The organism is Saccharothrix sp. DSM 118769 (assembly GCF_052936295.1).
This window is the reverse complement of sequence record NZ_CP193627.1, coordinates 7,575,689-7,594,464: the sequence shown is the minus strand read 5'-3', so window position 1 is coordinate 7,594,464 and position 18,776 is coordinate 7,575,689. Positions and strand designations below refer to the sequence as shown.

General features: G+C 75.8%; 18 protein-coding genes. 17 read left to right on the top strand and 1 reads right to left on the bottom strand.

All coding sequences use genetic code 11. From position 1 onward, the window contains the following. Window positions 1-69 precede the first annotated feature (69 nt). From ACRAKJ_RS31715 to ACRAKJ_RS31670, 10 genes are all read left to right on the top strand, one after another. Entirely contained in the window at window positions 70-690 is a 621-nt protein-coding gene (locus tag ACRAKJ_RS31715) for a helix-turn-helix transcriptional regulator (protein WP_438921381.1), read from the top strand. 88 nt (window positions 691-778) lie between these two features. Next, complete coding sequence (locus ACRAKJ_RS31710; protein ID WP_438921382.1) at window positions 779-2,263, top strand: FAD-dependent monooxygenase; 1,485 nt, start codon at window positions 779-781, stop codon at window positions 2,261-2,263. Between the two features lie 42 nt (window positions 2,264-2,305). Continuing rightward, window positions 2,306-2,881: a 2'-5' RNA ligase family protein gene (locus ACRAKJ_RS31705; protein WP_438921383.1), complete on the top strand. Its 576-nt coding sequence runs from the start codon at window positions 2,306-2,308 to the stop codon at window positions 2,879-2,881. 9 nt (window positions 2,882-2,890) lie between these two features. Next, the gene (gene ggt, locus ACRAKJ_RS31700) at window positions 2,891-4,675 is read left to right on the top strand and encodes a gamma-glutamyltransferase (RefSeq protein WP_438921384.1); all 1,785 of its coding nucleotides are present in this window, start codon (window positions 2,891-2,893) and stop codon (window positions 4,673-4,675) included. A gap of 226 nt (window positions 4,676-4,901) precedes the next feature. Beyond that, window positions 4,902-5,183: a hypothetical protein gene (locus tag ACRAKJ_RS31695; protein WP_438921385.1), complete on the top strand. Its 282-nt coding sequence runs from the start codon at window positions 4,902-4,904 to the stop codon at window positions 5,181-5,183. 48 nt (window positions 5,184-5,231) lie between these two features. Continuing rightward, entirely contained in the window at window positions 5,232-5,780 is a 549-nt protein-coding gene (gene def, locus ACRAKJ_RS31690) for a peptide deformylase (RefSeq protein ID WP_438921386.1), read from the top strand. A 112-nt stretch (window positions 5,781-5,892) separates the two neighbouring features. Continuing rightward, entirely contained in the window at window positions 5,893-6,822 is a 930-nt protein-coding gene (gene fmt / locus ACRAKJ_RS31685; protein WP_438921387.1) for a methionyl-tRNA formyltransferase, read from the top strand. Continuing rightward, a complete protein-coding gene (locus ACRAKJ_RS31680; protein WP_438921388.1) occupies window positions 6,819-8,246 on the top strand; it encodes a transcription antitermination factor NusB in 1,428 nt (475 codons plus the stop codon). The genes fmt and ACRAKJ_RS31680 overlap by 4 nt, the downstream gene beginning before the upstream one ends. Beyond that, complete coding sequence (locus tag ACRAKJ_RS31675; protein ID WP_438921389.1) at window positions 8,243-8,818, top strand: flavoprotein; 576 nt, start codon at window positions 8,243-8,245, stop codon at window positions 8,816-8,818. The genes ACRAKJ_RS31680 and ACRAKJ_RS31675 overlap by 4 nt, the downstream gene beginning before the upstream one ends. A 52-nt stretch (window positions 8,819-8,870) precedes the next feature. Further along, window positions 8,871-11,885 carry a LuxR C-terminal-related transcriptional regulator gene (locus ACRAKJ_RS31670; RefSeq protein ID WP_438921398.1) on the top strand — a complete coding sequence of 1,005 codons (3,015 nt, stop codon included), beginning with the start codon at window positions 8,871-8,873 and terminating at the stop codon, window positions 11,883-11,885. 24 nt (window positions 11,886-11,909) lie between these two features. On the opposite strand, the gene ACRAKJ_RS31665 is transcribed toward ACRAKJ_RS31670, so the two are convergent. After that, the gene (locus ACRAKJ_RS31665; protein ID WP_438921390.1) at window positions 11,910-12,542 is read right to left on the bottom strand and encodes an SDR family NAD(P)-dependent oxidoreductase; all 633 of its coding nucleotides are present in this window, start codon (window positions 12,540-12,542) and stop codon (window positions 11,910-11,912) included. 211 nt (window positions 12,543-12,753) lie between these two features. Between ACRAKJ_RS31665 and rpe the strand changes: the two genes are divergently transcribed. The 7 genes from rpe to ACRAKJ_RS31630 all read left to right on the top strand — a co-directional run bounded on the left by rpe (window position 12,754) and on the right by ACRAKJ_RS31630 (window position 18,738). Then, window positions 12,754-13,404 (top strand): ribulose-phosphate 3-epimerase, encoded by a 651-nt coding sequence (gene rpe / locus ACRAKJ_RS31660; protein ID WP_438921399.1) that lies wholly within the window; start codon window positions 12,754-12,756, stop codon window positions 13,402-13,404. A gap of 26 nt (window positions 13,405-13,430) precedes the next feature. Next, window positions 13,431-14,483: a bifunctional diaminohydroxyphosphoribosylaminopyrimidine deaminase/5-amino-6-(5-phosphoribosylamino)uracil reductase RibD gene (gene ribD, locus ACRAKJ_RS31655; RefSeq protein WP_438921391.1), complete on the top strand. Its 1,053-nt coding sequence runs from the start codon at window positions 13,431-13,433 to the stop codon at window positions 14,481-14,483. A 10-nt stretch (window positions 14,484-14,493) separates the two neighbouring features. Next, window positions 14,494-15,105, top strand: a complete 612-nt coding sequence (locus ACRAKJ_RS31650; RefSeq protein ID WP_438921392.1) for a riboflavin synthase — start codon at window positions 14,494-14,496, stop codon at window positions 15,103-15,105. After that, the gene (locus ACRAKJ_RS31645; RefSeq protein ID WP_438921393.1) at window positions 15,102-16,370 is read left to right on the top strand and encodes a bifunctional 3,4-dihydroxy-2-butanone-4-phosphate synthase/GTP cyclohydrolase II; all 1,269 of its coding nucleotides are present in this window, start codon (window positions 15,102-15,104) and stop codon (window positions 16,368-16,370) included. The genes ACRAKJ_RS31650 and ACRAKJ_RS31645 overlap by 4 nt, the downstream gene beginning before the upstream one ends. After that, complete coding sequence (ribH, locus tag ACRAKJ_RS31640) at window positions 16,367-16,846, top strand: 6,7-dimethyl-8-ribityllumazine synthase (protein ID WP_438921394.1); 480 nt, start codon at window positions 16,367-16,369, stop codon at window positions 16,844-16,846. Before ACRAKJ_RS31645 ends, ribH begins: the two co-directional genes overlap by 4 nt. After that, window positions 16,843-17,283, top strand: a complete 441-nt coding sequence (locus ACRAKJ_RS31635) for a PH domain-containing protein (RefSeq protein WP_438921395.1) — start codon at window positions 16,843-16,845, stop codon at window positions 17,281-17,283. The genes ribH and ACRAKJ_RS31635 overlap by 4 nt, the downstream gene beginning before the upstream one ends. 117 nt (window positions 17,284-17,400) lie before the next feature. Next, a complete protein-coding gene (locus ACRAKJ_RS31630; RefSeq protein ID WP_438921396.1) occupies window positions 17,401-18,738 on the top strand; it encodes a M28 family peptidase in 1,338 nt (445 codons plus the stop codon). Window positions 18,739-18,776 lie beyond the last annotated feature (38 nt).

Below are 18,776 nucleotides of genomic sequence, written 5' to 3'. Positions count from 1 at the left end.
GCAAGGGTCGATCTTGACAGCAATCACTCGGTGCCAAATACTCGGTTCCGAGTGATTGGAGGCGAGTCGATGGCTGCACGGGAACGACGTCCGGCGTCCAACCCACTGGGGTTGGCGGTGCTGGGCTTGTTGTTGGAGGCGCCGATGCACCCGCACGCCATGGTCGCCACACTGCGGGAACGCGGGATGGACCGGGCTTTCAAGGTGACCACCGGCTCCCTGTACGACGTGGTCCGGGCGCTGGAACGGGCCGAGTGGATCGAGGCGCGCGAGACCGTCCGGGTCGGCGCACGACCGGAACGGACCGTCTACCAGCACACCGAGGTGGGGCGTCGGGAGTTCGTGCGCTGGGTCGACGAGCTGATCCGCGTCCCGGCGGACGAGTACCCGAAGTTCCTGGCGGCGGTCAGCTACCTCGGCGCGCTCGGGCCGGACGGTGCCCTGGAGGCGCTGCGGGAGCGGGCCGAACGGACGCGGGCGTCGCTGGCGGACGTCCGGCGCGGGCACCGGGAGGTGCTGGAGGCCGGTGAGGTGCCGCGCCTGTTCGTGGTCGAGGCCGAGTACGCGGTGCGGATGCTGGAGGCCGAGTTGGGCTGGCTCGACGAGATCACCGACGACATCGCGGCCGGGCGGCTGGCCTGGCCGGAGGCGGTGACCGGGTGGGTCGGCGGCGACGGCGGGGCCGGGTGAGCCCGGCGGTCCGGGGCACGCCGACCGGGGGACGTCGGCACGGAGGACGTCGGCACGGGGAACATCGACGCGCGGGACGGGGCACGCGGTGACGGTGCTGGTGGTCGGGGCGGGCCCGGCCGGGTTGATGCTGGCGGCGGAGCTGGCGTTGGCCGGGGTCGAGGTGGAGGTGGTGGACCGGTTGCCGCGGCGGTCACCGTTCTGCCGGGGCTTCACGCTCAACGCCCGCAGCCTGGAGCTGCTGGACCGGCGCGGTGTGGTCGACCGCTTCCTCGCGGAGGGGCCGACGGTGCCGTACGGGATGTTCGCCGATCCCCGCCGGCCCCTGGACCTGAGCACGATGGACACCGATCACCCCTACGTGCTCGGCATCGCGCAGACCCGGGTCGAGGAACTCCTGGAGGAGTGGCTGGCCGAGCTGGGCGTGCCGGTGTCGTGGGGCCACGAGGTGACCGGCCTCGACCAGGAAGGTGACGGGGTCGACGTGACCACCCGGGTCGGCGACGGCCACGAGCGCAGGCGGGTCGGCCACCTCGTCGGGTGCGACGGCAGCCGCAGCGTCGTGCGGAAACTCGCCGGGATCGGCTTTCCGGGCATCGCGGCCGCCGCGTTCAGCCTGCTCGCGGACGTGGAACTGGCGGACCCGGACGCCCTGCCGTTCGGGGTGACGGCCGGTGAGCGGGGCGCGGTGTTCGTGATCCCGCGGCCCGGCTACGTGCGGATCGTGCTGGACGAGCCGGTCCCGCCCGCCGACCGCGACGGGCCGGTGGAGCCGGCCTACTTCCAGCGGGTGCTGGACGAGACGCTCGGCCGGTCGGTGGAACTCCGCGATCCGCGCTGGCTCACCCGGTTCTCCGACGCGGCCAGGCAAGCGGACCGCTACGTCGCGGGCCGGGTCGTCCTCGCCGGGGACGCCGCGCACATCCACCCGCCGGCGGGCGCGGTGGGGGTGAACGTGGCGTTGGCGGACGCGGTCAACCTGGGCTGGAAGCTGGCCGCCACCGCGCTCGGCCATGCGCCGGCCGGGCTGCTGGAGAGCTACCACCGGGAGCGGCACGAGGTCGGGCTCCGCCTGCTGCGGACCACGCGGGCGCAGTCGATCCTCGGCCGGTCCCGTCCCGACCTCGACCCGGTCCGGGACCTGTTCGGCGAGCTCGCCGCCCTGCCGGCGGTCGGCACGCACCTGGCCGAACTCGTCGCGGGGGTGGACACCCGGTACGGGCCCCGGGTTCCCGGAGAACACCCGTGGACGGGCAGGCTCACGCCGAACCTGGCGCTGGTGGTCGGCGGGGAGCGCACCAGCGTCGCGGAACTGCTCCGGCCCGCGCGTCCGGTGCTCCTCCGACCCGGTGACCGCTTCCTGCCGGTCGGCGCGGGCAACGAGGTCGGCGCGGCCGGCGGGATCGACGTCCACGACGCCCGGTGTCCCGAGCACCCCGACCTCGAAGGTCTGCTGATCCGTCCCGACGGGCACACCGCCTGGGTCTCCACGACGACCGATCCGCAGCCCGACGCCACCCTCCTCACCGCGTGGAGCACCTGGTTCGGCACCGGGGCCCTCTCGGGGGCGTGAAGGGCGGTGTGGCGCGTGGCGGTCGGTGGGACCATGAGGGACATGGGGGACCTGAGCTGGGCGGAGGAGACGGCGGTGATCGTGCCGGTGCCCGCCGCCGACCCGGTGGTCGGGCGGTACCGGCGGCGGTTGGACCGCTCGGCCGGGTGGGGTGTGCCGGCGCACGTCACCGTGCTCTACCCGTTCGTGCCGCCGCACCGCGTCGACGAGCTGGGTGTGCTCGACGCGCTCGGCGAGGTGGTGGCGGGTGCCCCGGCCTTCGGGTGCGCGTTCCGGCGGACCGAGTGGTTCGGGGAGGACGTGCTCTGGCTGGCGCCCGAGCCCGCCGCGCCGTTCCGGGCGTTGACCGAGGCGGTGTGGCGGCGGTTCCCCGACTGGCCGCCGTTCGGCGGGGCGTTCGCCGAGACGATCCCGCACCTCACCGTGGGCACCACCGAGGTCGGCGACCCGGCGGGGCTGCGGGACGCCGAGCGCGAGTTGGCCGGGGTGCTGCCCCTGCGGACGCGGATCGGTCAGGTCCGGCTGATCGCGGGCAGCGCCCGCGCCGACTCGTGGCGGACGGTCGCGGAGTGGGACTTGCTACCTCGGACGGTGCACAGTCCGCCCGGGGTGGAGTAGAAGGGAACGATGCTCCGGTCGACTGCTGTCAGCGTCCTCGCATCCCTCCTCCTCGTCCCGCTCGTCACCAGCCCCGCCCAGGCCGCGCGGGACGCGCCGCGCCTGCCCGAGGCGGTGGGCAGCGGCGGGGTGGTGGCCAGCGTCGACCCCGACGCCTCGCAGATCGGGGTCGACGTGCTCCGGCGCGGCGGCAACGCGGTGGACGCCGCCGTGGCCGTGGCGGCCGCGCTGGGGGTCACCGACCCGTTCTCGGCGGGCATGGGCGGTGGTGGGTTCCTCGTCCACTACGACGCCCGCACCAAGCGCGTGTCCACCCTGGACGGTCGGGAGACGGCGCCCGCGTCGGCCGACGCGGAGCTGTTCGTGGAGGGCGGGGCCGCGATCCCGTTCACCGAGGCGGTGACCAGCGGGTTGTCGGTCGGCGTGCCGGGGACCCCCCGGCTGTGGCAGCGGGCGCTCCAGCGGTGGGGCAGCCTGTCCCTGGACCGGGCGCTGAAGCCCGCGGAGGACCTGGCGCGGCGCGGGTTCACCGTGGACGCCACGTTCAACCGGCAGGTCACGGACAACGCGGCGCGGTTCGGGGACTTCACGTCGACCCGCGCGCTGTACCTGCCGGGCGGCGCGCCGCCCGCGGTCGGCACCACCTTCCGCAACCCGGACCTCGCCGACACCTACCGCGAGCTGCGGGAGGACGGTGTCGACGCGCTGTACCGGGGCGCGGTCGGACGTGACCTGGTCGCGGCCGTGCGGCAGCCCCCGGTCGTGCCCGGCGCGACCCGCGTGGTGCGGCCCGGCGACCTCACCGCCGCCGACCTGAGCCGCTACGACACCCCGCGGCGCGAGCCCAGCCAGGTGCGCTACCGCGGCCTGGACGTGTTCGGCATGGCGCCGCCGTCCTCCGGCGGCACGACGGTCGGCGAGGCCCTCAACATCCTGGAGACCACCGACCTGCGGGCCGAGTCGCCCGCGCAGTACCTGCACCGCTTCCTGGAGGCCAGCCGCCTGTCCTTCGCCGACCGCAACCGCTGGGTGGGCGACCCGGCCTTCGCCGACGTGCCGACCCGGGAGCTGCTCTCGCAGCGGTTCGCCGACAGCCGGGCGTGCCTGATCGACCCGGCCAAGGCGCTGACCAGCCCCGTCGCCCCCGGTGACCCGCGCAACCCGGCGCCGTGCGCGACCAGCGGCGAGCCGGCCGCGACCCCCTACGAGGGCACGGACACCACGCACCTGACGGTCGCCGACCGGTGGGGCAACGTCGTCGCGTTCACGCTGACCATCGAGCAGGAGGGCGGCAGCGGCATCGTGGTGCCCGGTCGCGGGTTCCTGCTGAACAACGAGCTGACCGACTTCTCCTTCACCCCGGTCACGCCCGGTGTGCCCGACCCGAACCTGCCCGGCCCCGGCAAGCGGCCGCGCTCGTCGATGTCGCCGACGATCGTCCTCGACCACGGCAAGCCGGTCCTGGCGCTCGGGTCGCCGGGCGGCGCGAGCATCATCACCACCGTCCTCCAGGTCCTGACCCAGCGCCTGGACCGCGGGCAGACGTTGGTGCAGGCCATCGCCGCGCCGCGCGCCTCGCAGCGCAACGCCGCGAGCACCCAGGCGGAAGCCGCCTTCCTGGCCGGTCCCGAGGCGCAGGCGCTGCGCGACCTGGGCCACCGCTTCACCTCGACGGGCGAGATCGGCTCGGTCACGGCCGTGGAGCGCCTCCCCGACGGCCGCTGGCGCGCCGCCGCCGAACCGACCAGGCGGGGCGGCGGGGCGGCCCGCGCGGTCCGGCCCTCGCGCGGCTGACCCGGCGGTTCCCGGTGCGCCCGTCGGAGGCGCACCGGGAACGGGGTCGGCCGACCGGGTCGAACACGACGGCTCTCGCCACGTCCCGCGCGGCCGGCCGGAACCGCCGAGGGGGGTGCGCACGAACCTCATCCCGGGGGATGAGGTCGGGTCGGTACTCCGAGCGGACGCACGCGCACACCCGGAGGGGAGACCCTGGGAGCACGAACGAGACGAGGAGCCGGCGATGACCACCATCCCGATGACGACCGCCCCGATGACGACCGCGCAGAGGACCCCGGTGATCCCGGTGGGGGCGCGCCGTGCGGCCGCGAGCACCGCCGGGACGGCCCGACCGGGGGCCTTCGCCGCCAGGGCCGTGACCACCGGGACCGTGACCACCGGGGCCGTGACCGCCGGAGCCACCGGGGCCGTGACCGCCGGGGCCGTGGCGGTGGCCCGCTTCGCCGGCCACTTCGCGGTCGCCCTGCTCGGTGTGACCTTCCTCGGCCGTGACCTGGAACACTGACGCCGCTTTCGTAGACTGGGCCACCGAGGCCCAGTGCGAGGAGAGCGCGTGACCGTCCAACCGATCCGGCTGTTCGGCGACCCGGTGCTGCGCACGCCCGCCGTCGAGGTCACCGACTTCGACGCCGAGCTGCGCAAGCTGGTCAAGGACCTGTGGGACACGATGAGCGACGCCGGCGGCGCCGGGCTCGCCGCGCCGCAGTTGGGCGTGGGGCTGCGCGTGTTCACCTACCACTGCGACGGGTTCGCCGGTCACCTGGTCAACCCGACGTTCGACGTGGTCGGCGACGAGTTCCAGGACGGCCCGGAGGGCTGCCTGTCCATCCCCGGCATGTCGTGGGACTGCCGCCGCCACCGGCAGGTCGTGGCCCGCGGCTGGAACATGCACGGCGAGCCGGTCGAGGTCGAGGGCACGGACCTGCTGGCGCGGTGCGTCCAGCACGAGACCGACCACCTCGACGGCGTGCTGTTCCTGGACCGCCTGGACGACGCGACCCGCAAGGAGGCCATGCGGGCCATCCGGCAGCAGTCGTGGTTCGACGGCGGCGTGCCGGTGCTGAAGCAGTCGCCGCACCCCTTGTTCGGCGGGGCGAGCTAGCCCGGGGACGCTCTCCTAGACTTGTCGTCTGCCCCGACGCTAGGAGAGTGCGTGTTCGTCCAAGCCAGTCCGCGGTACCGCCGGAGCCACCTGTCGTCCGGAGGGGCCTGACATGCGCCTGGTCTTCGCGGGCACGCCCGAACCGGCGCTGCCGTCGCTGCGCGCCCTCCTCGGTTCCGACCGGCACGAGGTGGTGGCCGTGGTGACCCGCCCCGACGCCCCGGCCGGTCGGGGGCGCCGGGTCGAGCGGTCGCCCGTCGCGGCCCTGGCCGACGAGCACGGCATCGAGGTGCTGACGCCGCCCAAGGCCGGTGACCCGGCGTTCCTGGCGCGGCTGCGCGAGCTGGCGCCCGACCTGTGCCCGGTGGTCGCCTACGGGGCGCTGCTGCCCGAGTCCGCGCTGTCCATCCCCACCCACGGGTGGGTGAACCTGCACTTCTCGGTGCTGCCCGCGTGGCGCGGCGCGGCGCCCGTGCAGGCGGCTGTGCGGCACGGGGACGACATCACCGGCGCGACGACGTTCCGGATCGTGAAGGCGCTGGACGCGGGCCCCGTGTTCGGCGTGCTCACCGAGCGGGTGCGCGAGCGCGACACGGCCGGTGACCTGCTCGGCAGGCTCGCCGAGTCGGGGGCCAAGCTCTTGCTGTCCACTGTGGACGGCATCGGGGACGGTACGCTGCGTGCCGTCGACCAGCCCGAGGAGGGCGTGAGCTACGCCCCGAAGGTGACCGTGGACGACGCCAGGCTGGACTTCTCCACGCCCGCCGCGGCGTTGGACCGGGTGGCCCGCGCGGTCACCCCGGACCCCGGCGCGTGGGCGGGGTTCCGCGGCGAACGGCTCAAGCTCGGACCGGTGACCCCGGTCGCGGCGGACGACCCGCTCGCGCCCGGCGAGATCCGGGTGGAGCGCAAGCGCGTGCTGGTCGGCACGGCCACCGAACCGGTGGCGTTGGGCGAGGTGCAGGCACAGGGCAAGAAGCGGATGGCGGCCACCGACTGGGCGCGCGGCGTCCGCGTCGAGGCGGGGGAGCGGATCTCATGACCCAGCGTTCATCACGGCCCTCGCGGCCCAACCGGCCCCACCCGCCGCGTCGGCGCACCGGGCCGGAGCGCCCCCCGGTGGAGGACCCGGCCCGCCAGGCCGCGCTCGACACGCTGCGCGCGGTGCGCCAGCGCGACTCCTACGCCAACCTCGTGCTGCCCGGCCTGCTGCGCGACCGCCGGATCACCGGGCGGGACGCGGCGCTGGCCACCGAGCTGACCTACGGCTCGCTGCGCGCCCAGGGCCTGCTGGACGCGGTGCTGACCAGCTGCTCCGACCGTCCGCTGTCCGAAGTGGACGGCGCGGTGCTGGACGCGCTGCGGCTCGGTGCCTACCAGCTGCTGCGCACCCGCATCCCGGCGCACGCGGCGGTCGCCTCGACCGTCGACCTGGTGCGCGCGGCGATGGGGTCCGGCGCGGCCGGGTTCGCCAACGCCGTGCTGCGGCGCGTCACCGCCCAGGACGAGCAGGGCTGGGTCGACGAGGTCGCGCCCGACGAGGAGACCGACCCGATCGGCTACCAGGCGATGGCCAACGCCCACCCGAGGTGGATCGCGCAGGCGTTCGCCGAGGCGCTGGGCAGCCGCGGCGAGCCGCTGCGGGACGCCCTGGTCGCCGACGACACCAGGCCCGCCGTGCACCTGGCGGCGCGGCCGGGCCAGTGCAGCGCGGACGAGCTGGCCGCGATGACCGGCGGCGACGTGGCCCCGTACTCGCCGTACGGGGTGCACCTGGAGCCGGGGTCGGGCGACCCGGGCGACCTCGACGCGGTGCGCGAGCGGCTCGCGACCGTGCAGGACGAGGGCAGCCAGCTGTGCGCGCTGGCGCTGACGAGGGTCCCGCTGGAGGGACCCGACGAGCGGTGGCTGGACCTGTGCGCGGGGCCGGGCGGCAAGGCCGTGGTGCTGGCCTCGCTGGCGGTGCTGACGGGCGCGTCGCTGGAGGCGGTGGAGAAGGCGCCGCACCGCGCGGACCTGATCCGCAAGGCCGCGGGCGACCTGCCGATCACCGTGCACGTCGGGGACGGTCGCGAGTCGGGCCTGCCGGCGGGGTCGTTCGACCGGGTGCTGGTGGACGCGCCGTGCACGGGCCTGGGCGCGCTGCGCCGGCGGCCGGAGGCGCGGTGGCGGCGGCAGCCGTCCGACGTCGCGCCGCTGGCCCGCCTCCAGCGCGAGCTGCTCGCGGCGGCGCTGGAGCTGGTGCGCCCCGGCGGGGTCGTGGCCTACGTGGTGTGCTCGCCGCACCTGTCGGAGACGGTCGGGGTGGTCGCGGACGTGGCCCGGCGGACCGGCGCGGAACGGCTGGACACGCGGGAGTTCTTCCCGGACGTGCCCGACCTCGGCGACGGGCCGCAGGTGCAGCTGTGGCCGCACCTGCACGGCACGGACGCCATGTTCTGCGCCGTGCTGCGCCGCCCCGCGTGACGGTGGACCCGGTGGCGGGCGACCCGGTGGCAGGCGACCCGGCACGCGGCAACCCGGTGGGCGGCGCGCCGGTCCTCGGGCTGGTCGTGTCGGCGGCGGGCGGGGTGGAGACGTGGCTGGTGGACGGGCTCGCCCGGCCGCTGGCCGAACGCGGGTGGCGGTTGGCGATCACCTTGACGCCGACCGTCGCCCGGTGGCTCGAACCCCGCCTGGCCGACCTCCGGGCCACGACCGACCTGCCGGTGCGCTGGACGTCGCGCCTGCCGACGGAGCCCAAGCCGCACCCGGTGCCCGACGCGTTCGCGTTCGCCCCGGCCACGGCGAACTCGCTGGCCAAGCTCGCCCTGGGCATCGGCGACAACCAGGCGCTGACCGTGCTGTGCGAGGGACTGGGCCGGGGCACGCCGGTGGTGGCGCTGCCGCAGCTGTCGCCGGACCAGGCGGGCCACCCGGCGCACCGGGGTCACCTGACCGCGCTGCGGTCCGCGGGGGTGGTGCTCGTCGCCGACCCGGCGGCGGTGCTCGCCGAGCTCGACCGGATCGGGGGCTTCGCACCGCCGAAGCACCGCTGACGCCCGCACCGGGTGAATTGACAGTCGGTCGAGGTGCGTAGCAGGCTTGATCGTGTCGAAATTGTACGGCCGGGATCGTGAGTGGGCTTCGGTTCTCCGCTTCCTGTCCGCACCCGGTGGCCTGCTGGCCGTCGACGGTCCGCCGTGCTCCGGCAAGACGCTCCTGCTGCACGAGGCGGTCCGCGCCGCCCGCGACCGCGGCTTCTCCGTCGTCCTGGTCCCCGGCGAGCACCTGGCGGGTTCGGCCGACGTGGCCCGCGCCCTGGAGCGCGTCGAGGTCGACCGGGGCGCGCGCCCGCTGATCGCCGTCGACCAGGCGCACCGCGACCCGGCCGCCGTCCTGGCCCTGTTACCCCGTGTGCGGGAGCGCCGGGTGACCGTGCTGCTCGCGCTGTCCGGCGCGTTCGCGGGCGCCGAGGCGCAGCGGGCGCTGGCCGCCGCCGGCGAGGTGCTGCCGCTCGGCCCGGTCGCCGACGACGTGGTGGCGGCGCTGGTGCGGGACCTGCTCGACGCCGTGCCCACCGCCGAGCTGGCCGCGTTCGCCGCGAGCGCGGGCGGCAACCCGCGCCTGGTCACCGAGCTGGTCACCGGGCTGCGCGAGGAGGGGCAGCTGGAGGTCCGCGACGGCGTGGCCCGGCTGCACGGCGGCTGGCTGCCGCAGCGGGTCGGGGCCCTGGTGCGCGGCCAGGTCGACGCGTTGTCGGCCAAGGCCACCCAGCTGCTGCGGGTCGCCGCCGTGGTCGGCAGGTCGTTCCCGCTCACGGATGTGGCCACGATGATGGGCGAGACCACGGGCGCGCTGCTGCTCGCCGTGGACGAGGTGCTCGCGTCGGGCCTGGTGGCGTGCGTCGACGAACGGCTGGAGTTCACCTCCGAGCTGGTGTGGCGCGCGGTGGTGGAGTCGATGCCCGCGTCGGTGCTGCACGCCCTGCGGCACGACGCGTCGGTGCTGCGGACGGCGCTGCGGGACGCGTCGTGCGCCGAGGCGCGGACCCCCGACCGGGACCGGCACGCCGGGGGCCGACCGGCCGGTGGGCGGTCGACTGGGGACCAGCCAACCGGGGACCAATCGGCCGGGCATCAATCGGCCGGGCATCAATCGGCCGGGCATCAACCGGCCGAGGGCCAAGCAGCCGGGGACCGGGTGACCGAGGGCCAAGCAGCCGGGGACCGGGCGGCCGTGGGTCGGGCGGTCGGGGACCGGGCAGCCGGGGATCAACCTGCCGGAGGCCAAATGCCCGGGGGCCAACCGGTCGGGAACTGGTCGGCCGGGGACTGGTCGGCCGGGCAGCGACCGGCCTGGAGCGGGGTGACCGGGCAGCGATCGACCTGGGACGGGGCGGCAGGGGAACGGTCCGCCGGGGAGCGGTCCACCGGGGAGCGGTCCACCGGGGAGCGGCTGGTCGAGGGAGCCGACCGGGGCGCGGCTGCCGTGCGCGGCGTCCGCGCGCTCGCCGCGGGCGGCAAGCTCGGCTCCGCCATCGCGCTGGCCCGCGACAGCCTCGCCGGGCCGGTGCGCGCGGGCGCGTCGGCCGAGTTGCACGCGGTGCTGGCGGGCATCCTGCTCGCCGACGGCCGCCCGGCCGACGCGGCGACCGAGATGGAGCACGTGCTGGCCACCGCCGGCGTCCCGGAACCGCTGCGCAAGCTCGCCGCGGCGGGCAGGCTGCTGTCGCTGTACTTCGCCACCGGCAGCCGGTCCGGCGCCCACGCGCTGTCCGTGCTGACCGCCCGCGACCGGGAACCCAGCGACGCGGACGTGGTGATGGCCGCGACCGTCCACTCGTGCCTGGAGTGGAGCGCCGGGAACCTCGCCGAGGGCGTCTACTGGGGCCGCGAGTCGACCCGCTGGGAGGTGGACCGGCCCACCGCGTGGTGGCAGTCGCAGTCGGCGGTGTCGTTCGCGCTGAAGCTGGCCGCGCTCGGCGACTTCGACGACGCGGAGCGGCTGGTGCGCGGCGACCCGGCGCGCGGCGACCGGCCGGCCGACGACGCCCCGGCGGAGGACGGCGACGACACCCACGACGCCGCGGAGGGCGACGACCCCGACGGCCCGCCGGACGCCCTCCCGGACGGCCGCCCCGACGACGAGGCGGTGACCAGCGGCGCGCCCGCGGCCCGCACCATCGCGCGGGCCAGGGTGCTGACCCAGGCGGGCAGGCTCGCGCAGGCGCGGGCCGCCGCGCGGGCGGGTCTGGCGGCGGCGCGCGACCGGGGGCTGCGGCTGCTGGTGCCGCTCGCCTCGACCGTGCTCGCGACGGTCGCGGTGCACCGCGGCGAGGTCGCGGTGGCGGCCGAGCACGTGCGCCGCTACCGGGGCGACCTCGCGGCGGGCGAGGCGGTGCTGCACTCCGGCCAGTACGACTGGGTGGAGCTGCTGGTCTCGCACGCGCAGGGCGGGCCGGGACGGGCCGCCGTACTGGCCAGGCGGCGGGTGTCCGACCGGGACGCGGCGCGGCGGATGCTCATCGAGGAGCCGGGCGCGGCGGCGTGGCTGGTGCGGCTCGCGCTGACCGTGGGCGACAGCGGCCTGGCGGGCGACGTGGTGTCGGTGGCGGAGGAGCTGGCCGCGAACAACCCGGGGTTCGCCGCGGTGTCGGTGGCCGCCGGGCACGCCCGCGCCCTGTTCGACCGGGACGTCGACGAGCTGCTGGAGGTCGCCGACCGGCACCGCCACCCGTGGGCGCGGGCCAACGCCAACGAGGACCTGGCCGCGCTGCTGGACGAGGGCGGTCGCGCGGACCGGGCCGCCGCCCACACCGCGGTCGCCCTGGGGGTCTTCGAGCGGATGGGCGCGGACGGCGAGGTGCAGCGGTTGCGGCGCGGCGGGGGCCGCGCGGAGGAGGGCGGCGACGGGGTCGCCGAGTGGCGGCGGCTGTCCGAGCCGGAGCGCGACATCGCCCGGCTCGTCGGCGCGGGCCTGACCAACCGGCAGGTCGCCCGGCAGCTCTACCTGTCCCCGCACACGGTGAACTACCACCTGCGGGGGATCTTCAAGAAGCTCGGCATCAGCTCGCGGGTCGAGCTGGCCCGGCTCGCGCACGAGCAGGAGATCTCCGTGGTCTGACCGGCACCACCCGCGCCGGCCCGATCAGGCGCCGAGCGCGTCCGACACCGGGCCGCCCAGCAGGAACCGCACCTCGTCGGCCACCCGGCGCACGTCGGAGGGCGCCACCACCGCGCAGTGCACGCCGTGCGCCGCGACCTCCACGGCCAGGCACTCGGTGTAGGCGATGGCCGCCGCCCGCGACGCCGCGTAGGCGGCGATCCCCGAGCGCGGCACGGCGACGACGTGCGCGGGCACCGTCACGATCGTGCCGCGACCGCGCACGACCATGCGCGCGGCCACCGCGCGGGAGGCGTTGAACACCCCGTCCACGTTGACCGCGAAGCTGCGCGCCCAGTCCTCGTCGGTGATCGACAGCACCGGTCCGGGCCGCAGCGCGCCCGCCACCGCCACCAGCGCGTCGATCGCGCCGAACTCGCGCTCCACCTGGTCGACCAGCGCGTCGACGGCCGCGCTCGACGCGACGTCCAGTTGTCGCCCGGCGACCCGCAGGCCCTCGGCGCTCAGCCGTTCGACGAGGTCCGCGAGCCGCGCCCCGTCGCTGTCCACGGCCGTCACCAGCTCGCCCTGCCGGGCCAGCGCCTCGACGACCTCACCGCCCAGCGGCGAGGACGCGCCCGTCACCAGCGCGACCCGGCGGCGCGATTCGGCGTTCATCCCCAGTGCTCCCCAGTCCCAGGCTCCCCAGCCCCAGCTCCCCGCTCGAACGTAATCGCCACCACACCCGTTGGGGAACTACCCGCGTGAGTAGTCGGAGAACACCTGGTGGGAGGGGGCGTTCACACGATCGAGTAGTGGGATGGGCCCGCCTCCCGCGCGGCGGGGCGGGCGCGGAAGCCTAGACTCACCAGCCGTGGTCCACCAGCCGATGATCGCCCCGAGCATCCTGTCCGCCGACTTCGCCCGACTCGCCGACGAGGCGGCCGCCGTGGCGGGCGCGGACTGGCTGCACGTGGACGTCATGGACGCGCACTTCGTGCCGAACCTGACCATCGGCCTGCCCGTGGTGAAGTCGCTGCGCGGGGCCACCGACCTGCCGCTCGACTGCCACCTCATGATCGAGGACCCGGACCGCTGGGCCGTCGGCTACGCCGAGGCGGGCGCGTACAACGTGACCGTGCACGTGGAGGCCGCGGCCGACCCGGTGCGGCTGGCGAAGGACCTGCGCTCGGCGGGCGCGAAGGCCGGGCTGTCGCTCAAGCCGGGCACGCCGCTGGAGCCCCACCTGGACGTGCTCAAGCACTACGACACGCTGCTGGTGATGTCCGTCGAGCCCGGCTTCGGCGGGCAGAGCTTCATGCCCGAGGTGCTGGACAAGGTCCGCACGGCGCGCCGCCTGGTCGACACCGGCCACCTGACGCTGGTGGTGGAGATCGACGGCGGCATCAACGCCGACACGATCGAGCAAGCCGCCGAGGCGGGTGTGGACTGCTTCGTGGCCGGGTCGGCCGTGTACGACGGCGCGGACCCCGGCGCGGCCCTGGAGAAGCTGCGCGCGCAGGCGGCCCGCGCCCGGTGAGCGACCGCCCGGTGGACCGCCACCCGATGGACCGCAACCCGGCGGACGTCCGCCCGGTGGACCTCGGCGAGGCGATGGCGCGGGCGGTCGCGGCGAGCGAGCGGGTCCGCGGCACGACCAGCCCCAACCCGCCCGTCGGCTGCGTGCTGCTCGACGCCGCGGGCCGGGTCGTCGGCGAGGGCGCCACGCGACCGCCCGGCCAGGCGCACGCCGAGGTCGTCGCCCTCGCGCGGGCAGGCGGGCGGGCCCGCGGCGGCACGGCCGTCGTGACGCTGGAGCCGTGCGCCCACCAGGGCCGCACCCCGCCGTGCACGACGGCCCTGCTCGACGCCGGGGTGGCCCGGGTCGTGCACGCCGTGGCCGACCCCAACCCGCGGGCCGCCGGTGGCGCGGACGTGCTGCGCGCCGCCGGCGTCGAGGTCGTCGGGGGCCTGCTGGCGGAGGAGGTGGCGCGCGGTCCGCTGCGCGCCTGGCTGCACTTCGCCCGCACCGGCCGCCCGCACGTGACCTGGAAGTACGCCGCCACCCTGGACGGCCGGGTCGCGGCCGCCGACGGCACCAGCCGCTGGATCAGCTCCCCGGAGTCCCGCGCCGAGGTGCACGAGCTGCGCACGAGGGTCGACGCGATCGTGGTCGGCACCGGCACCGTGCGCGCCGATGACCCGAGGTTGACCGCGCGCGGACCGGGTGGCGGGCAGTATGGGGGACGCCAACCGCTGCGGGTCGTCGTCGGGACCAGCGACCTGCCGCCGGGGGCCCGGGTCCTGGACGACGAGGCGGAGACCGTGCACCTGCGCACGCACGACCCCGACGTGGTGCTCGCCGAACTGGCGGCCCGCGGCGTGGTCGACGTGCTGCTGGAGGGCGGTCCCACGCTGGCGGGCGCGTTCGCGGGGGCGGGGCGCGTGGACCGCGTGCTCGCCTACCTCGCGCCCAAGTTCCTCGGGGACGGGCCGCCCGCACTGCGGGACGCCGGGGTGTCGACCGTCACCGACGCCCTGGGTTTGGTCGTGGAGCAGGTCAGTATGTGCGGACCGGACGTGCGGGTCTCCGCAGTGGCGTCCGGCGTCGCGCGCTAGAGGAGGAACGGTGTTCACCGGGATCGTCGAGGAGTTGGGTGAGGTCGTCGCCGTCGCCGACCTGCCGGACGCGGCCCGCGTCACCATCGCGGGTCCGCTGGTGACCAGTGACGCGAAGCACGGCGACTCGATCGCGGTGAACGGCGTGTGCCTCACCGTGGTCGATGTCGAGGGCGGCGCGTTCACCGCCGACGTGATGCGCGAGACGCTCACCCGCAGCAGCCTGGCCAAGGTCGCCGAGGGCGACAAGGTCAACCTGGAGCGCGCCGCGGCCCTCGGGCAGCGGCTGGGCGGCCACATCGTGCAGGGCCACGTGGACGGCACGGGCACCGTGCTGGCGAGGGAGAAGGCCGAGCACTGGGAGCTGGTCCACATCGGACTGCCGCCGGGGCTCGCCCGCTACGTGGTGGAGAAGGGCTCGATCACCGTGGACGGCGTGTCGCTGACCGTCGTGTCCGTCTCGGAGACGGAGTTCTCGGTCAGCCTGATCCCCACCACGCTGGAGCTGACCACCCTCGGCCGGCGCTCGCCGGGCGACCACGTCAACCTGGAGGTGGACGTGGTCGCCAAGTACGTCGAGCGGCTCGCCCTGCCCCACCTGCGCGCCGAGGAGGCCCGGTGAAGGACTTCGCCGACATCGAGCGGGCGATCGCGGACATCGCCGCCGGCAGGGCGGTCGTCGTGGTCGACGACGAGGACCGCGAGAACGAGGGCGACCTGGTCTTCGCCGCCGAGAAGGCGACGCCGGAGCTGGTCGCGTTCACCATGACCGAGTGCCGCGGCCTGCTGTGCACGCCGATGGAGCCGGACGCGCTGGACCGGCTCGGCATCGGGCTCATGGTGTCGCAGAACACCGAGCGCATGGGCACCGCGTTCACCGTGTCCGTGGACGCGCGCGAGGGCGTGACCACCGGCATCTCCGCCGCCGACCGCGCCCGCACGATCCGGTTGCTGGCAGACCCGGCGGCGACCGCGCACGACGTCGTGCGGCCGGGGCACGTGTTCCCGCTGCGCGCGAAGGAGGGCGGCGTGCTGCGCCGCGCCGGGCACACCGAGGCCGCGGTCGACCTGGCCCGCCTGGCCGGCCTGGCGCCCGCCGGCGCGATCTGCGAGATCGCCAACGCCGACGGCACGATGGCCCGCCGCCCGGACCTGGAGCTGTTCGCGCAGAAGCACGACCTGGTGCTGATCACGATCGCGGACCTCATCGCATACCGGCGGCGCACCGAGACCCAGGTGGAGCGGGTCGCCGAGGCCCGCATCCCGACCGCGCACGGCACGTTCACCGCGGTCGGCTTCGACAGCAAGCTCGACGGCATCGAGCACGTCGCGTTCGTCTGCGGCGACATCGGCGACGGCGAGGACGTGCTGGTCAGGGTGCACTCCGAGTGCCTGACCGGCGACATCTTCGGCTCGCTGCGCTGCGACTGCGGCCCGCAGCTGGACGCGGCGCTGGAGGCGGTCTCGGCGCAGGGGCGCGGCGTCGTGCTCTACATGCGCGGGCACGAGGGCCGCGGCATCGGCCTGATCCACAAGCTCCAGGCGTACCAGTTGCAGGACGGCGGCGCGGACACCGTGGACGCCAACCTCGCGCAGGGCCTGCCCGCCGACGCCCGCGACTACGGCACCGGCGCGCAGATCCTGTGCCAGCTGGGCGTGAAGTCGATGCGGCTGCTGACGAACAACCCGGCCAAGCGCGTCGGCCTGGAGGGCTACGGCCTGACCGTGCTCGACCGGGTGCCGCTGCCGATCTCGCCGAACCCGGAGAACCTGCGCTACCTGCGCACCAAGCGCGACCGGATGGGCCACGAGCTGCACCAGCTGGAGCAGTACGAGGCGCTGAGCCAGGGCGGCGCGGTCGTGTCCACCACGGAAGGAGCGGAATGAGCGGCGAAGGTCGGCCCGAGGCCGACGTCCCGGACGCGACGGGCCTGACGCTGGCCGTCGTGGCCACGCGCTGGCACGCGAAGATCACCGACAACCTGGTGGCCCGCGCACTGGAGGCCGCGGCGAAGGCGGGCGTGGCCCAGCCGACCGTGGCGCGCGTCGCGGGCGCCGTGGAGCTGCCGGTGGTGGTCCAGCAGCTGGCCCGCACGCACGACGCCGTCGTGGCGCTGGGCGTGGTCGTCCGCGGTGGCACCCCGCACTTCGAGTACGTGTGCGACGCGGTGACGGCGGGCCTGACGCGGGTCGCGCTGGACGAGTCGACGCCCGTCGGCAACGGCGTGCTCACCACGAACGACGAGGAGCAGGCCCTGGCCCGCGCCGGGTTCCCGGACTCGGTGGAGGACAAGGGCTTCGAGGCGTGCGCGGCGGCGCTGGACGCGGCGCTCGTGCTGCGCGGGCTGCGGGCGGGGTCGTGAGCACCGCCGTGGCCGTCGAGTTCCGCCCGAAGAAGATCCGGGTCGTCGCGGGGACGTGCGCGGTGTTCCTGGTGGCCGCGTTCACCGCGGTCGGCCTGCTGCTCGGGGACACGCCCACCGGCGTGATCTTCCGGACCTCCGACCAGGTGGCGATGATCTGCCTGGGCGTGCTGCTGGCCTGCGGCGCGCTGCTGCTCACCCGGCCGCGGGTGCGGGCGGACGCCGACGGCGTCGAGGTCCGCAACGTGGTCACCGCGCACCGCTACGCGTGGTCCGACGTGCTGCACGTGTCCTTCCCGGACGGCGCGTCGTGGGCCCGGCTGGAGCTGCCCGACGACGAGTACGTGTCGGTCATGGCGGTGCAGGCGGTGGACCGCGAGCACGCCGTGGCGGCCGTGCGGGCGCTGCGCGAGCTGCACCGGGCGGTCAACCCGTAGCACCACCACCCCTGGTCGGCGTGGTGCCGTTGGCGGATGCCGTGTCCGCCAACGGCACCTTGCCCGGCACACGACGTCTGCCTACGTTCGGGTGATCCACGAACCAGGGGGGCGCACGTGCGCAGAAGATCACTCATCACCGGTGCCGCCGCGGCGGCGGGCGCGGCGGTGCTGGGCCTGAACCCGGCGGCCCGCGCGCAGCGGCCCGGCGCCGCGGACCTGCCCGACCTGGGCCTCGGGGACCTGCCCGTCGTGGGGCGCGTGCGGGCGCGCCGGGCGATGGAGCACCTGCGCGTGCTCAGCGACCGGATGGGGCTGCGCATCGGCGGCACCGAGTCCGAGCACCGCGCCCGCGACCACCTCGCCGCCGTGCTGCGCGACCTGCGCTACCAGGTGACGCTCCAGCCGTTCGCGGTGCCCGACAAGTACCTGTCCACCCTCGTCGTCAACGGCGACACGTGGAACGCGGCGGCGTCCCGCTTCGGCGCGCTCGGCGTCACCGCGACCGGCCCGGTGCGCGAGCTGGACCCGGCCGCGCCGCTGCCCGAGGACCTGGCCGGCGCGGTCGTGCTGCTGGTCAACGTGCCCACCGGGTCGACCGCCGTGCTCGACGCGGTGCGCCGGGGCGCGGCGGCCGTGCTGGTCGGCCGCGTGTCGGTGCCGCCCGCGGGCAAGACCGGCGCGTTCTCGCCGGCGCTGACCGAGAACGTCGCCGTGCCGGTGCTCGGCGTCGCCCAGGTGCACGTGGAGCGGCTGCGCGCCGCCGGCCCCGTCGCGGTCACCGTCGCCACCACCCATCACACCGGCCTGACCTCGTACAACGTGATCGCCGAGCGGCCCGCGACGTTCCCCGGCCGCGACCGCGGCGTGGTCATGGTGACCGCGCACTACGACACCGTGCCCGGCTCGCCCGGCGCGAACGACGACGGCAGCGGCACCGTGCTCGCGCTCGAACTGGCCCGGGTGCTGCGCCACCTGCCGACGCGGCGGGCGCTGCGGTTCGCCCTGTGGGGCTCGGAGGAGCAGGGCCTGCTCGGGTCCCGGCACTACGTGGGCCAACTGCCCGAGGCCGAGTCGGCGCGCATCGCGGGCGTGTTCCAGAACGACATGGTCGCCACCAGCCACGGCCCCGCCACCGCCTACTGGCTGCTGTCGGTGGACGGCGGCGACAACGCCACCACCGCGCAGGTCGCCGCCGCGGCGGCCCGCCTCGGCTACGGCAGCCGCGTGCACGGGCCGGTGGCGCGCGGCAGCAGCGACCACGTGCCGTTCCACGAGAAGGGGATCGCGGCGGCGAACTTCAGCTGGCGCGGCGAGGGCGGCCCGCACGAGCTGGAACCGCTCTACCACACGCCCGAGGACACGATCGCGCAGAACGTGAGCCCCGAACGCCTCCAGGTGTCGCTGGAGCTGATCGGCGCCGCCGCCTACCGCCTGGCCTGCGCGCGGCCCTGACCCCGGCGACGGAGCCCGCCCGCCCGGCGGGCGGAAGG

What these genes read in the sequence shown, in the direction of transcription:
- ACRAKJ_RS31695 (WP_438921385.1), top strand. Translation starts at nt 4,902, where the DNA reads ATGACCACCATCCCGATGACGACCGCCCCGATGACGACCGCGCAGAGG.
- rpe (WP_438921399.1), top strand. Translation starts at nt 12,754, where the DNA reads ATGATCGCCCCGAGCATCCTGTCCGCCGACTTCGCCCGACTCGCCGAC.
- ribD (WP_438921391.1), top strand. Translation starts at nt 13,431, where the DNA reads ATGGACCGCAACCCGGCGGACGTCCGCCCGGTGGACCTCGGCGAGGCG.
- ACRAKJ_RS31715 (WP_438921381.1), top strand. Translation starts at nt 70, where the DNA reads ATGGCTGCACGGGAACGACGTCCGGCGTCCAACCCACTGGGGTTGGCG.
- ACRAKJ_RS31705 (WP_438921383.1), top strand. Translation starts at nt 2,306, where the DNA reads ATGGGGGACCTGAGCTGGGCGGAGGAGACGGCGGTGATCGTGCCGGTG.
- ribH (WP_438921394.1), top strand. Translation starts at nt 16,367, where the DNA reads ATGAGCGGCGAAGGTCGGCCCGAGGCCGACGTCCCGGACGCGACGGGC.
- ACRAKJ_RS31665 (WP_438921390.1), bottom strand. Translation starts at nt 12,542, where the DNA reads ATGAACGCCGAATCGCGCCGCCGGGTCGCGCTGGTGACGGGCGCGTCC.
- ggt (WP_438921384.1), top strand. Translation starts at nt 2,891, where the DNA reads ATGCTCCGGTCGACTGCTGTCAGCGTCCTCGCATCCCTCCTCCTCGTC.
- ACRAKJ_RS31680 (WP_438921388.1), top strand. Translation starts at nt 6,819, where the DNA reads ATGACCCAGCGTTCATCACGGCCCTCGCGGCCCAACCGGCCCCACCCG.
- fmt (WP_438921387.1), top strand. Translation starts at nt 5,893, where the DNA reads ATGCGCCTGGTCTTCGCGGGCACGCCCGAACCGGCGCTGCCGTCGCTG.